This window comes from Actinomadura montaniterrae (genome assembly GCF_008923365.1).
In the GTDB taxonomy this organism is placed as follows: domain Bacteria; phylum Actinomycetota; class Actinomycetes; order Streptosporangiales; family Streptosporangiaceae; genus Spirillospora; species Spirillospora montaniterrae.
On the sequence record NZ_WBMR01000242.1, the window covers coordinates 1 to 13,545 of the forward strand.

The 13,545-nt window shown below is 74.6% G+C and carries 15 protein-coding genes; 12 read left to right on the plus strand and 3 right to left on the minus strand.

Going from position 1 to position 13,545, the window contains the following annotated elements:
* The first annotated feature begins 121 nt into the window (after window positions 1-121).
* The 8 genes from F9B16_RS43005 to F9B16_RS43040 all read left to right on the plus strand — a co-directional run bounded on the left by F9B16_RS43005 (window position 122) and on the right by F9B16_RS43040 (window position 8,276).
* A complete protein-coding gene (locus tag F9B16_RS43005; RefSeq protein WP_151546030.1) occupies window positions 122-1,423 on the plus strand; it encodes a CpaF family protein in 1,302 nt (433 codons plus the stop codon).
* A gap of 7 nt (window positions 1,424-1,430) precedes the next feature.
* Window positions 1,431-2,447 (plus strand): type II secretion system F family protein, encoded by a 1,017-nt coding sequence (locus F9B16_RS43010; protein ID WP_225992452.1) that lies wholly within the window; start codon window positions 1,431-1,433, stop codon window positions 2,445-2,447.
* Window positions 2,448-2,523: 76 nt separating this feature from the next.
* Window positions 2,524-3,438: a type II secretion system F family protein gene (locus F9B16_RS43015; RefSeq protein ID WP_151546031.1), complete on the plus strand. Its 915-nt coding sequence runs from the start codon at window positions 2,524-2,526 to the stop codon at window positions 3,436-3,438.
* A gap of 40 nt (window positions 3,439-3,478) precedes the next feature.
* Entirely contained in the window at window positions 3,479-3,691 is a 213-nt protein-coding gene (locus F9B16_RS43020; protein ID WP_151546032.1) for a Flp family type IVb pilin, read from the plus strand.
* A 5-nt stretch (window positions 3,692-3,696) separates the two neighbouring features.
* Window positions 3,697-4,173, plus strand: coding sequence for a TadE/TadG family type IV pilus assembly protein (locus tag F9B16_RS43025; RefSeq protein ID WP_151546033.1), 477 nt, complete (start codon window positions 3,697-3,699; stop codon window positions 4,171-4,173).
* Window positions 4,170-4,625 (plus strand): TadE family protein, encoded by a 456-nt coding sequence (locus tag F9B16_RS43030; RefSeq protein WP_225992453.1) that lies wholly within the window; start codon window positions 4,170-4,172, stop codon window positions 4,623-4,625. Before F9B16_RS43025 ends, F9B16_RS43030 begins: the two co-directional genes overlap by 4 nt.
* Window positions 4,622-5,089, plus strand: a complete 468-nt coding sequence (locus F9B16_RS43035) for a TadE/TadG family type IV pilus assembly protein (RefSeq protein WP_192809266.1) — start codon at window positions 4,622-4,624, stop codon at window positions 5,087-5,089. The genes F9B16_RS43030 and F9B16_RS43035 overlap by 4 nt, the downstream gene beginning before the upstream one ends.
* Window positions 5,090-5,153: 64 nt before the next feature.
* Window positions 5,154-8,276, plus strand: coding sequence for a bacterial transcriptional activator domain-containing protein (locus F9B16_RS43040; RefSeq protein ID WP_151546034.1), 3,123 nt, complete (start codon window positions 5,154-5,156; stop codon window positions 8,274-8,276).
* 50 nt (window positions 8,277-8,326) lie between these two features.
* Here the strand turns inward: F9B16_RS43040 and F9B16_RS43045 are convergent, their stop codons facing one another.
* Both F9B16_RS43045 and F9B16_RS43050 read right to left on the minus strand, forming a co-directional pair.
* Window positions 8,327-9,541: a YncE family protein gene (locus F9B16_RS43045; protein ID WP_192809267.1), complete on the minus strand. Its 1,215-nt coding sequence runs from the start codon at window positions 9,539-9,541 to the stop codon at window positions 8,327-8,329.
* 394 nt (window positions 9,542-9,935) lie between these two features.
* A complete protein-coding gene (locus tag F9B16_RS43050; protein WP_151546036.1) occupies window positions 9,936-10,193 on the minus strand; it encodes a hypothetical protein in 258 nt (85 codons plus the stop codon).
* Between the two features lie 95 nt (window positions 10,194-10,288).
* Here F9B16_RS43050 and F9B16_RS43055 point away from each other — a divergent pair, with 95 nt between their 5' ends.
* The 4 genes from F9B16_RS43055 to F9B16_RS43070 are packed head-to-tail and all read left to right on the plus strand — an operon-like array spanning window position 10,289 to window position 12,291.
* Complete coding sequence (locus tag F9B16_RS43055) at window positions 10,289-10,600, plus strand: hypothetical protein (protein ID WP_151546037.1); 312 nt, start codon at window positions 10,289-10,291, stop codon at window positions 10,598-10,600.
* Window positions 10,601-10,649: 49 nt separating this feature from the next.
* Window positions 10,650-11,369, plus strand: coding sequence for a hypothetical protein (locus tag F9B16_RS43060; protein ID WP_151546038.1), 720 nt, complete (start codon window positions 10,650-10,652; stop codon window positions 11,367-11,369).
* A gap of 2 nt (window positions 11,370-11,371) precedes the next feature.
* Window positions 11,372-11,764: a hypothetical protein gene (locus F9B16_RS43065; protein WP_151546039.1), complete on the plus strand. Its 393-nt coding sequence runs from the start codon at window positions 11,372-11,374 to the stop codon at window positions 11,762-11,764.
* Between the two features lie 5 nt (window positions 11,765-11,769).
* Window positions 11,770-12,291 carry a hypothetical protein gene (locus tag F9B16_RS43070; protein WP_151546040.1) on the plus strand — a complete coding sequence of 174 codons (522 nt, stop codon included), beginning with the start codon at window positions 11,770-11,772 and terminating at the stop codon, window positions 12,289-12,291.
* Here F9B16_RS43070 and F9B16_RS43075 read toward each other — a convergent pair.
* On the minus strand, window positions 12,288-13,355 hold the full coding sequence (locus tag F9B16_RS43075; protein WP_151546041.1) for an NYN domain-containing protein: 1,068 nt from the start codon (window positions 13,353-13,355) through the stop codon (window positions 12,288-12,290). The genes F9B16_RS43070 and F9B16_RS43075 overlap by 4 nt on opposite strands.
* Between the last annotated feature and the right edge of the window lie 190 nt (window positions 13,356-13,545).

Genomic DNA, 13,545 nt, shown 5'->3' on the forward strand with positions numbered 1-13,545 from the left:
CGCGCCGCCCGCGCCGGGCCTGGCCGGTGAACCGGCACCGCCCGCGGGCGGCCGGCCCGTCCCGGACGCGCGCACCGAGCAGGTCCCGGCGGGCGGACGGCACGAGGAGCGGGGGCGCTAGGTGGACCACGTCCTCGTCAAGCGGCTCCGCCAGGAGGTCGGCGACCGGCTCGCCCAGCAGCGCCGGATGGACGCCGCGCACGGGCTGCCGCCGATGTCCGGGGAGGACGAGCGGCAGTTCGCGCGCGCGCTGATCGGCCAGGTGCTGGAGGAGTTCGCGCGCGGCGAGATCACCTCCGGGCGGCGCCCGCCGAACGCCGAAGAGGAGGAGGCGCTCGCCGCCGGGGTGCACGCGGCGCTGTTCGGGGTCGGCCGGCTGCAGCCGCTGCTGGAGGACCCCGAGATCGAGAACATCGACATCAACGGCTGCGACCGGGTGTTCATCGGTTACGCCGACGGCCGGGAGGTGATGGGCGAGCCGGTCGCCGAGACCGACGAGGAACTGGTCGAGCTGATCCAGATCCTCGCCGCCTACAGCGGGCTGTCGTCGCGGCCGTTCGACACCGCGAACCCGCAGCTGGACCTGCGGCTCCCGGACGGCTCCCGCCTCTCGGCGGTGATGGACGTGACGGTGCGCCCCGCGCTGTCGATCCGCCGCGCCCGGCTCGGCAAGGTGTTCCTGTCCGACCTGGTCGGGAACGGCACGTTCAGTGAGGAGATCGGGCGGTTCTTCCGCGCCGCGGTGCTCGCCCGCAAGAACGTGATGATCGCGGGCGCGACGAACGCGGGGAAGACGACGCTGCTGCGCGCCGTCGCGAACGAGATCCCGGCGAACGAGCGGCTCATCACCGTCGAGCGGGCCCTCGAACTCGGCCTGGACGCCTTCCCCGAGCTGCACCCGAACTGCGTGGCGTTCGAGCAGCGGCTCCCGAACTCCGAGGGGCAGGGCGCGATCTCGATGGCGGAGCTGGTCCGCCGGTCGCTGCGGATGAACCCGTCCCGCGTGATCGTCGGCGAGGTCCTCGGCGACGAGATCGTCACGATGCTGAACGCGATGACGCAGGGCAACGACGGGTCGCTGTCGACGATCCACGCGAACTCGTCGGCGGAGGTGTTCAACCGCATCTCGACCTACGCGATCCAGTCGGAGGAGCGGCTGCCCGTCGAGGCGACGCACATGCTGATCGCGGGCGCGATCGACTTCGTCGTGTTCATCGAGAAGCGCAACGACTACGCCTCCGGCGGGCGGCTGCGCCGCTACGTCGCGAGCGTCCGCGAGGTCACCGGCGTGGACGGGCGGGTGCTGTCGTCGGAGGTGTTCGCGCTCGGCCCCGGCGGGTTCGCGGTGCCGGCCGCGCCGATCGCGTGCGTCGACGAGCTCGCCGAGCACGGCTACGACCCGTCCCACGGGGGTGCCTGGTGATCTTCAGGTGCAGCGTGACGCCCATCGGGACCGGGGGCCGCTGATGTACTCCGCGGACGTGCTGCTCGCCGTCGTCGCCGGTGCCGTCGCCGGCGGCGGGCTCCTGCTGCTCGCCGTCGCGATCCGCGGCCTGCCGCCCCGGACGCGCCCGGCGCGCGGGCGCAGCCGCGAGGACCTCGTCCGCACCCTCACCACCCGCACCGCCGTCGCCGTCATCGTCGGGGTGCTCGTGCTGGCGGTGACCCGCTGGCCGATCGCCGCCGCCGGGACCGGCGCGCTCGTCCTCGCCTGGGACGGCCTCGCCGGCGGCGCCGCCGAGGAGCGCAAGGGCATGGCGCGGCTGGAGGGCCTCGCCGCCTGGACGGAGTCGCTGCGCGACACCATCGCGGGCGCGGTCGGCCTCGAACAGGCCATCCCGGCGTCGCAGCGGGCCGCCGCCGCGGCGCTGCAGCAGCCGCTGCGCACCCTCGTCGACCGGCTGCACACCCGCGTCCCGATGCCGGAGGCGCTGCGCCGGTTCGCCGACGACATCGACGACCCGTCCGCCGACCTCGTGATCGCCGCGCTGGTCCTGAACGCCCGGCTGCGCGGCCCCGGCCTGCGCGACATGCTCAGCGCGCTCGCGACGTCCGCGCGCGCCGAGCTCGACATGCGGCGCCGCGTCGAGGCCGACCGCCGCTCCACCCGCCGCAGCGTCCGGATCGTCGTCGGCGTCTCGGTCGGGACGGCCCTCGCGCTCGCCGTGTTCAACCACTCCTACGTGCAGCCCTACGACGACGTCCTCGGGCAGCTCGTGCTGTGCATCGTCGTCGCCCTGTACGGCGCGGCGTTCCTGTGGCTGCGCCGCCTCGCCAAGTACGACCTGCCCGGACGGTTCCTCGGCGCGCCGGCGCAGGCCCGCCCCGGCGTGCCCGGCGAGGTGCCGAGCACCGTCGCGGGCTGGCAGGCCGGGCGGACCGCCGCCCAGGACGTCCCGCTGCGCGGCCGGCACACCATGGACGCGGGCGGCGGTGGTACGGCATGACCGGTGTTCGCGGCATGACCAGCGGTGTTCACGGCATGACCAGCGGTGTTCACGGCATGACCGGCGGGGGTGCGGCATGACCGGCGCGATCCTCGCGGGCGCCCTCGTCGGCCTCGGCCTGTACGCGCTCGTCCGGGCGCTGTTCCCGGCGCGTCCCGGCCTCGCCGCGCGGATGGCCGCGCTCGACGCCGCGCGGCGCCGCGACCTGGAGGACGCGCAGGCCGGGACGGTCCGGCCCGAAGGCCGGTTCGGCGGGATGCGGGCGCGGCTCGGCCGGGAGCTGGTGGCGTTCTGCGAGTCGCGCGGCTGGAAGATGCGCTCCGTCCGCGCCGACCTCGCCATCACCGAGCGATCGCTGGAGGCGTTCCTCGCCACCAAGTTCCTGCTGCCCGCCGCCGCGCTGCTGTTCATCCCGATCGTCGCCGGCTACTTCGCGCTGCTCGGCTTCGGCTCGTCCGTGCAGGTCCCGGTGTGGATCTGCGTGCTGTTCGCCGCGCTGTTCTTCTTCTTCCCCGACATGCAGCTGCGGCAGGAGGCGCAGGCCCGCCGGCAGGACTTCCGGCACGTCGTCGGCGCGTTCCTCGACCTGGTCTCGATGAACCTCGCGGGCGGACGCGGCGTCCCGGAGGCGCTGATGAGCGCGTCGAACGTCGGGGACGGCCCGGCGATGCGGCGGATCCGCGACGCGCTCGGCAACGCCCGCCTCACCGGCCGGACGCCCTGGCAGGCGCTCGGCGGCCTCGGCGACGACCTCGACATCGCCGAGCTGCGCGACCTCGCCGGCGCGCTCGCCCTGGTGTCCGACGACGGCGCGCAGATCCGCCGGTCGCTGTCCGCCCGCGCCGCGTCGATGCGCAGCCGCGAGCTGTCGGAGCTGGAGGGCAAGGCGGGCGAGCGGTCCCAGTCCATGCTCGTCGCGCAGCTGTTCCTGTGCGCCGGCTTCCTGGTCTTCCTCGCCTATCCGGCGCTGATGCGGGTGCTCGCCTCGTGATCCCGCGTCCCGTCCGGCCCGTCCCCTCGAAGGAGTCACGATGAACCCGCTGAACGATCCGGCCCTCGTCTATCTGCGGGCTCTGCTCGGCACGCGGCTGGCGCGGCTGCGCGACGAGGAGGAGCGCAGCCGGGGCGCCTCGGCGATCGAATGGGCGATCATCACCGCGATCCTCGCGCTGATCGCGATCACCATCGGCGCGATCATCCAGAAGAAGATCCAGGACAAGGCCAACAGCATCAACACGGGCTGACCGGGATGCGGTGCCGTGGACCCGCGCGGCCGGCCGCCGCGCTCGCCGCCGCCCGGCGCCGGCTCCGGTCCGACGCGGGCGTGTCGTCGATGGAATGGGCGCTGCTCACGCCGGTGCTCATCCTCGTCCTGCTCGCCGTCGTCCAGTTCACGATGGTGTTCCACGCGCGGCAGGTCGCGCTCGCCGCCGCGCAGTCCGGCGCCCGCGTCGCCCGGACGCAGCCGGTCGGCGGCGGCTGGCAGGACGCGGCCGTCGCGAAGGCGACCGGCGACATCGACCACATCGGGCCGCACCTGATCAGCGGCCTGCACGTCGACACCGGAGAGGTCAACGACGAGCGGTGGGTGCAGGTCAGCGGGACGGCCGTGCAGGTCATCCCGTTCATGACGTTCCACGTGTCGCAGCGGTCGCAGGGGCCGATCGAGTGCTTCCGCCCGGACGTCGGGGCGGGCGTCGCGTGCCAGCGGGGAGCGGGCCGGTGAGGCGGCGGCGAGGGGACGGCGACCGGGGCTCGATGTCGCTGGAGCTGGTGCTCGTCACGCCGCTGTTCGTCGCGTTCCTGCTGTTCCTCGCCGGGGCCGGGCGGATGGTCGACGCGCAGAGCCAGGTGGACGGCGCCGCCCGCGACGCGGTCCGCGCCGCGTCCATCGCCCGCGACGCCGGGTCCGCGCAGGAGCTCGCGCAGGAGACCGCCACCGCCGGGCTCCGCGACTCGCACTGGTGCTCCGGCGGCCCTTCCGTCCAGACGAACGTGTCGGACTTCGCGCCAGGCGGGCACGTCGAGGTGACGATCGTGTGCGACGTGAACCTGTCCGACCTGGCGTTCATCGGGCTGCCCGGCACCAAGCGGCTGCAGGGCCGGTCGGTCGCCCCGATCGACACCTTCACCTTCCGGGGCGGCGACGGACCGGCCGAACCGGAGGACGGCCGATGAGACGCGTCCTCCGCCGGGTGCGGGCCCGGGTCCGGCTGTCGGGCCAGGGCGGCGGCGACCGGGGCACGATCGCGATGTACACCGTCCTGTTCACCCCGATCGTGCTGATGCTGGCGGGCCTGCTGGTGGACGGCGGCCTCGCCATCCACGCGCGGCAGCGCGCCGCCGACATGGCCGAGCAGGCCGCCCGCGCCGGCGCGAACCAGATCGACACCGAGGCGCTCCGCGCGACCGGCAAGCCCGTCCTCGACCCGGGACGGGCCCGCGCCGCCGCCTGCGACCTGCTCGGCGACTTCGGCACCCAGGTCACCGCGTCGCGCTGCGACGCCGACCAGCAGCAGGTGACGGTCAGCGTGGAGATCACGGTGCGGCCGCAGATCCTCGGGATCGTCCCGGGGCTCGGCTCGTTCACCCTGACCTCCACCGAGACCGCCCGCCCCGTCACCGGAGGAAACGGCCCATGAGGCCCATGGAGAACGGGCTTACGATCGAGACGACGTCCGGGACCCGGCGAACGGTGGGGGCGCGATGGTGACGCGGCACGAGCGGCGGGACCCGGTGCGGCTGCGGGCGCGCCGCGGCCCCGGCGACGTCCTCGCCGGCGTCGGCGCGCTCCTCGCGCTCGCCGCGCTGCTCGCCGGCGTCCCGTACGCGCTGCTGACGTTCTTCGGGTCGCCGGTCCCGTCGCACCTGCCCGCCGCGTCCGACCTGACGCACCGGATCGGGCCCGGCTCGCTCATCGGCGTCCTCGTCGTGCTGGTCTGGCTCGCCTGGATCCAGCTCGCGCTCTGCGTCATCGTCGAGGTGTACGCGGGGGTCCGCGGGGTCGGCGTGCCCGCGCGGGTGCCGCTCGCCGGCGGGACGCAGTCGCTGGTGCACCGGCTCGTCGTCGCGGCGCTGCTGCTGTTCACCGCCACGTCCGTGATCATGCCGGCGTTCTCCGGCGGACTGTCGCAGCGTCCCGCGCACGCGTCCGCGCAGGAGTACCGCCGCGCCCCGGACGCCCCGGACCGTCCCGCCGCGGAGGCGCCGCCCGCGCCCGCCGAGACCCGCACCGAGCCCCTCGCGGAGAGCCCGGACACCACCAAGATCTACCGCGTACACCCGCCGGAGGGCCGCCACCACGAGAGCCTCTGGGAGATCGCCGAGAAGTGCCTCGGCGAGGGGCGCCGCTACAAGGAGATCTACGACCTCAACAAGGGCCACGTGCAGCCGGACGGGACGCGCCTCACCATCGCGAGCCTGATCCGTCCCGGCTGGATCCTGGAGATGCCGGCGGACGCCAAGCACGCGCACACCATCCCCGCCCGGGACCTGCGCGACTACTACCGGTTCGGGCACGCCGTCCCCAACCGCCCGCAGCATCCGGCGGACCCGGCGCCCTCGACCCCCGCACCGCAGAAGCCGGCGCCCCAGCCGTCGCACGCCCAGGCGCCGACGCACAGCGCGACGCCCCAGACCCCGGCGCCGTCGCAGCCGCCCGCGCAGACTCCGGCGCCGTCGCCGTCCCACACGACCGCGCCGTCACCTGCGCCATCGCACACGGCGGCGCCATCGCACACGGCGGCGCCATCGCACACGGCCGCGCCGTCGCACACGGCCGCGCCATCGCAGACGGCGGCGCCGTCCCACGAGGCCGGGACCCCGTCGCATCCGCCCGCGCACGGCGGCGGCACGGGCGGGCCGTCCGGGGAGATGGGCGGCGGCGCCGGCAGCGGCGGCGCGAGCCTCCCCGGCCAGAACAGGACCGCCTACGACGAGCCCGGCCCGTCGTTCGAGCTGTCCTGGCCGCAGGGCCTCGCCGCCGCGTCGCTGCTGGCCGCGGGCCTGCTCGGCGTGCTCGGCCGGCGCCGCCGAGCGCAGATGTGGAACCGCGCGTTCGGCCACATGATCGCCCGTCCGGAGGGCGCGGCCGCGGAGGCCGAGCGCGCGCTGCGGTTCGGCGCCGACGAGGGCGGCGCGCGGCTCCTGGACCTCGGCCTGCGGCACCTGTCGAAGTCGATGGCCGCCGGCGGCCGCGCCCTCCCCACCGTCTACGGGGTGCACCTCGGCCGCGTCCAGAACGGGCAGGGCAGCCTCGACCTGTGGATCGCGCCCGCCGACCGCAACCCGCCCGCGCCCTGGCAGGCCTTCGACGACGGGCAGGTGTGGCGGCTGCGCGCCGACGCGGCGGCCGGGCTGGAGGCCTCCGACCTCGCCGACGTCCTCGCCCCCTACCCGGGCCTGGTCTCCATCGGCACCAACGACAACGGCCGCATCCTCGTCGACCTCGAAGCGGCGCACGGGCTGATCGCCCTGCGCGGCCCCGACGCCGGCCGGCGCGCCGCGCTCGCCGCGATCGCGATGGAGCTCGCCACGAACCGGTGGTCCGACCACATGCGGATCACGCTCGTCGGGTTCGGCAACGAGTTCGGCGAGGGCCTCGGCCGGATCGCCCCCGACCGCGTCCGGTCCGTGCCGAACCTCGCGGACGCGCTGCCCGAGCTGGAGGGCCGCACCGAGGAGGTCCGGCAGGCGCTCGCCGCGTCCGGCGTCGACTCCGTCCTCACCGGCCGGTGCCGCGGCGTGTTCGGCGAGGCGTGGATGCCGCACTACCTGATCATGGCGGACCCGCCGACCGAGTGGGAGGCCGACCGGATCGTCGCCCTCGCCCGCACCGGCACCCGGATGGCCGCCGGGTACCTCGTCCCCGGCGACGTGCAGGGCGCCACCTGGACCTGGGACGTCGACGAGCGCGGCCGGCTGCACGCCGGCGTCCTCGGCTTCGAGGTGGACGCCCAGCTCGTCCGCGACGACCAGTACCGCGCGGTGTTCGACCTGTTCGGGACGGCCGGCCGGACCGACTCCGTGCCGCTGCCGGACGCCGCGGGCGGCCCGCAGCCGCCCGCCGCGCAGCAGTCCTCCGTCGACGTCCGGCTGCTCGGCCCCATCGAGGTCGAGGCGCCCGGGCCGATGGACGAGAGCCGCCGCGAACTGTGCACCGAGGTCCTCGTCTACCTGGCGGCGCACCCGAACGGCGTGCACCCGACCGTCCTGTCAGGCGCGATCTGGCCGCGCGGCGTCACCGCCGGCGTCCGCGACGCGTGCGTCGCCCGCGTGTCCGACTGGCTCGGCCGCGACGCCCGCGGCCGCCCCAACCTGTACTACGACGAGCGCGGCCGGATCAGGCTCGGCTCGGAGGTCCGCGTCGACCTCGCCGTGTTCCGGTGGCTGGTGTGGCGGTCCGCCGCCGAACCCGCGTCCGAGATGGCGTACATGGCGTACGCGCTGGACCTCGTCCGCGGGCCGCTGCTCGCCGGCCGCCCCCGCGGCCGGTACTCGTGGCTCGCCGCGCACGACCTGGAGTACGAGGCGACCGCCCGGGTCGTCGACGTGGCGCACCGGCTCGCCGTCCTGCGGCTGGACGAGGGCGACGCGCGCGGCGCGGTCGCCGCCGCCCGCGCCGGCCTGCGCCTCGCGCCCGACGACGAGGGCCTGTGGCGGGACCTGCTCCGGGCCACCCACGCGACCGGCGACCAGGCCCAGGTCAAGATCGCGGTGGACGAGCTGCGCGGCCGCGTCGGCCGCGACCCCCTGATCGACCAGCTGCAGCCCGAGACGGAGGCGCTGGTCGAGGAGCTGCTCCCGGAATGGCACCGGGTCGGCTCCTGATCACCGGCACGGGCCGGTGACCTGATCAGCGGTACAGGCCGGTGACCTGATCACCGGTACAGGCCGGTGCCGCCCAGCGAGTACCGGCCCGGCTGCGGATGCACGCACAGGCCCGCCGGACGGCCGCGGAGCCGCGCGTGCCGCAGCACCCGGCCCGTCCGCGTCGACACCGCGTAGACGAGCCCGCCCGGATCCGCCAGCCACAGCGCCCGCCCGTCCGACGACACGCCGCCGGGGACCGCGTCCCCGCCGCCCGGCAGCCGCCACCGCGCGGTGACCCGGCGGTCCCGGAACTCCACGGCGGCCAGGGTGCCGCCGCCCGCGACGAACAGCCGCCGCGCGTCCCGGCTGATCGCGAGGGCCCGCGCGCCGGGCGCCGTCCGGACGAACCCGCCCGGCGCGAACGTCTGCGCGTCCACCGCCCACACCCCGCCCTTCGCCGCGTCCGCGACGAGGAACGTCCCGCCGTCCGGGGACAGCCGCACGTCGCCCGGCCGCGCCCCCGCCGGCAGCCGCACCGTGCCCGCGACCCGCCGCCGCGCCACGTCCACCCGCAGCAGCGTCCCCGCCGACGTGCAGGTCATCACGAGGGAGCCGCCGCCGAGCGTGAAGTCGCCGTCCGCCGCCGCGCACGGCAGCGGCACCGACGCCCTCGGCCGCATCGTCCGCGGGTCGCGGACCTCCAGCCGCCTCGGCCGTCCCGCGGCGAGCAGCGCCGTCCGCCCGTCCGGGGTGAAGTACAGGGCCGCCGGGTCGGCCGCGGGCACCGGCCGCCCCCGCCGCCCCGAGACCGCGCTCACCGGGACCAGCACGTCGTGAACGGCGTCGACGGCCCACAGCCGCCGCATGTCCCACGACGGCACCACCCGCGACGCGGCCGTCCCGGCGCCGAACCGGCCGGTGAGCCGCAGCGTCCGCGGGTCGACGACCTCGATGCCGCGCCCGTCCGCGACGTACAGGCGCGCCGGCATGTCCCGCGCGCCGGGCGCGATCATCCCGGGCCCGGTCGCCGCGTACACCTGCCCGCCTGCGGGCGCGACCGGCACGGGCCCCGGCGGGTCCGCCGCCCGGGGCCGCCCCGGTCCCGGCCGCACGTAGGGCGCGGCGCCGCCGAGGCCCACGACGGGCTCGTCCGGCCCGCCGTCGCCGGGCCGGTAGAACTCCACGGGCGACTCGCACCCCGAGAGCAGCGCCATGACCACGGCGAGCGCGAACGCCCCCAGCGGCCCCCGGCGCCGTCCCGCGGCACGGCCTCTCCCCATCACGGCCGCCGACTGTACCCGCCCGCGACTCCCCGCGCCCGAATAACTACAAAACGTATCCACCTCGGGCCCGTCCACGCTCCTGCCGGTGCGTCACATCGAACTCCGTGAGGCATGAACGAGGTCCCATCGCGACCCGACGCCCCGGGAGGATCAGGCGTATTCGCCGATGCCGGCGCCGAGCCCGTTTGGGGCGCACTCGTGGAAACGGCCTTGTCCAGGTCGTTCTGTCCCCGCATGACAGATTCGGTAATGAAGCATGGACGCTGCCGACCCGGTAGCCCTATAGTTCACGTGTTCTTGTGCGAGAGTTCCGAAATGCTTGCTTTCGACGGCGCCACGAGGGAGTGCACCCGGCGCCGTGCCGTGCGTTGTGCCGGTCGCCTTCGGCCGGGGGTCAGCCGACTCGGGAAAGGAGTCCGGGCAGGGGTAGCAGAATGGCCATGACCAGCAGGCCCGCGATCGCGAGACCTACCGCGCGGAGGCCTTTACGGCGCGACGCGCACACCAGGAGCGCGCCTCCTCCGGCGAGTCCGGCCGCCGCTGCCAGCCCCGCGAAGTAGAGGTAGCAGACCGAAGCGAGGCCGAAGACCGTGCCGGCCGCGACGCAGCCCCAGCCCATCCAGGCGAGACGCCAGACGCGACGCATGATCACCTCGTGCTCTCCGTGCCGTCCGACGGCCGCCGAGATCCTCGCAGCCCGCGGCGGGCGTGCGCAAGAGCGCCGGCCGCAACCAGAAAGGTGAACGGATGTCATTCCATGTGGTTCCCAGCGCGCTGGAGACTTTCAGCGGGACGCTGACCACCCTGTCCGGCGACGCGAAGAAGGGCAGGCAATACGTCGAGGCGAACGAGAAGAACGTGAAGGGCGGCCGCGGCCACCTCCTCGGCTATGTGTACACCATGGGCGTGGTGCGGATCGGCGACGCGGTGAAGAAGAACCTCGAGCGGCTGGACTCGCTCAGCTCCGCGTCCGGCACGGAACTGCACAAGTGCGCCGATGTCTACCGGCACACCGAAAAGAAGACGGCCGAAAGGGTGGACTCGGTCTATCCCAAATGACCCGCCCTACCGCCGGTGAACAGCCGGCGCTCCCCCGGAAGGATCGAGCATGACCGCCTCGCCCGCCGCCAAGCTCGTCCCGCCGACGGTCACGCAGCCGATGCCGCAGGCCGTCGACATCTCCCTCTCGCTCACCGACTTCGTCAGTCCCGGGCACTGGCTGCTGTGGGTGATCGACAAGATCTGCGGCGTCAACCCGGCCGAGTGGCTGGCCCAGCAGCTCGCCGGCGACTGGGAGTCGATCTCCAAGTTCGCCTCCTCCCTGAAGCACGTCAGCGAGTTCTACACCGAGTACGGCAAGGGCCTGAAGGAAGGCTCCGCGACGATGCTGAAGGACTGGGAGGGCAACGCCGCCACCGCGTGCGGCAAGTACTTCCAGGACTTCTCCGGTGCGGTGGACAAGCAGGCCGAACCGATCAAGACCGTCGCCGACGAGTGCCAGTCGGTCGCGTTCGGGTCGTGGGCGTCGGCCAAGGCGGCGGTGAGCGGGCTGGAGGCGCTGCTGGACCTCGCCCTCATGATCGCCATCGAGGCCGCCGCATCGGCCGCCACCAGCTGGACGATCGTGGGGCCGTCCGTCGGGATGGCCCTGATCATGAGTCAGATCGGCGTCGGGATCCTGAAATGGCTGGAGATCCTCGGCTACGTCGGCATGACCGTGTCCGCCGTCTTCGCCTTCATCGGCCTGGTGAGCGGTCTTCTCGGCGCGTTGCACGGCCTGGAGGCGCAGCAGTTCCCCAAGACCTCCTACGACAACAAGGTGATCTGAGCATGACGGACTTCGACGACGTCGGCCGGCCCATGATGGACATCGCGCGGGGCGACGTGGAAGCGTCCCACCGCGTCCGCCGCAACCTGGAGCTGCTCCAGGAGAACGCCCGCGACCCGGAGTTCCGCCGGCTGATCCAGGAGGTGCTCGACGGTCGCAGAAGCCTGCGGGAGGCCGCGGGAACCCCGCTGTTCGGCAGCGGTATGGCGCCGCACCTGGACGCGTTCGCGGAGAAGTGGGAGGAGGCGACCGCGGAGGGCCAGGAGGTCACGTCCGAGGAGAGCGTCGCGGAGTTCCGGCGGCTTCAGGGGCGGGTGCAGACCGTGATGGCCGAGATCGAGGACAAGGTGCGTGAGCTTCAGCGGTACCAGGACGACCTTGAGGCCGGAGGCTGAGCACGGTGGACGAGCTGGTACTGCATCAGCGGAGCAGGCGCGGCGCGGCCGCGGGAACGGCGGGACTGGCGGTCCTCGGCGCGGTCTTCGTCGGTGCCGGCGCCGTCATGGCGGCGCAGGGCGGCACCAAGGTGATCGCCGCGGTGGTCGCGTTCGGGTTCGGCGGACTGCTGCTGGCCCTGGCGGGGCTCGGCCTTCGCGGCGGCGTCGCCCCGGACCGGCTGGCCCTGACCCCCGGCGGCGTCTCCATCGCCCGCCGCGACGAGTCGTTCCTCCTGCCCGCCGCCGCGATCGGCTCGTTCGGGCTGGTGCCGGTGAAGAGCGTCCGGACGCTGAACGTGCGGTTCGATCCCGCCTCGGCCCCCGACCTGCCCCCGCACGTCGCGCGGTTGCGGACGGAGCCGGCCTCGGGCGAGCTGCGGCTGGTCGCCGTGGGGGAGCGCAAGCCGTTCGCCTCGCCGGAGCTCGCCGAGCGCGCCCGCGCGTACGTCACGCGCCATGCTCTGGGCGAGTGGCGCGACGGCTAGTCGGATTTGCCGAAGCCGATGCCGAACTCGCGGTAGACGCGCTCCCAGAAGCCGTCGCGGAGCCAGGTGCGGGCCTCCTGGTAGGGGCGCAGCGAGCCGCCGAGCTCCTTCTCGGCCTCGATCAGCAGCTCCTTGTCGATGACGGGCGGCAGGATCGGGCCGGGGAGCAGGTCGCGGATGTTGTCGCGGCCCCGCTCGAAGATCCACTTCTGGGCGACGTGCTCGCCGATCTCCAGCATGTGGTCGCGGTCCGGGCCGAGGCGGCCGTCGGACTGGGCCGCGGACGCCGCGTTCATCGAGGCCGCCACGGTCGCCGGGGTCACCGGGGTGCCGCCCGGGACGGGCACCGCGGTGCGGACGGCCGCGGCCGGCGCCGGCTTGACCGCCGGGGGACGTCCCGCGAACACCTGGGACGGGGACGGCACCGGCGAGGTGCGGTGCGCGGCGGCGGCCGCGTCGCGGACGGCGGCGGCGGTGCCGGGCGCGGGCACCGGCAGCACCTTCGCCTTGGTGAAGTAGGGGCGCAGGAAGTCGGCGGACAGCACCTCGACCCGGTCGGACTCCCAGACCAGCCACTCGGCCTGGTTGGAGCCGTGCGTCGGCTCGACGCCCCACAGGTGCACGCGGACGCCGTAGCGCTGCGCGGCCTCCACGGCGGGCAGCATGTCCTCGTCGCCGGCCAGCAGCACCGCGTCGGTGATCGCGCGGTGCCGGGCGAGCGCCTCCAGGTCGGCGCGGAGCTGGGCGTCCACGCCCTTCTGCTGGCCCTGCGCGTTCAGGTTGCCGAGCCGCAGCTTCACCAGCGGCAGGTTCGCGATCACGCGCTGGTCGACGGTCGGCTGCTTCTTCGGCGCCGCGTCGAACCAGTAGACGCGCAGCAGCTCGCCCAGCAGCTGGTCGTCCGCGTGGCTGGTCAGCGCCTTGATCAGCTGTTCGGCGGCGACCCGGTACTCGCGCCGGGAGCCGCAGCCGAGCAGCAGGGCCCCGGAGGCCGCGTAAAGGTACCCCGCGTCGACGAAGATGGCGTATCGCGCGGGCTGTGGGACGAACTCCGAGGTGGCCATGGCCTTCCACCTTATTCGTGCGGAGACCCCCGCTGGGCGCGAACCACGGTTACGTGTCGCCCGATCCCATTCCCCGTCCGGGGATCAACACACCCCATAGGCCGTGAGACCGGGCGCGTCGCGCGGGGCCCGCGCGGTGCGGGCGGGGCCGGTCAGCGGGGCAGGCCGCTGGCCCGCCACGCGCCGGGAC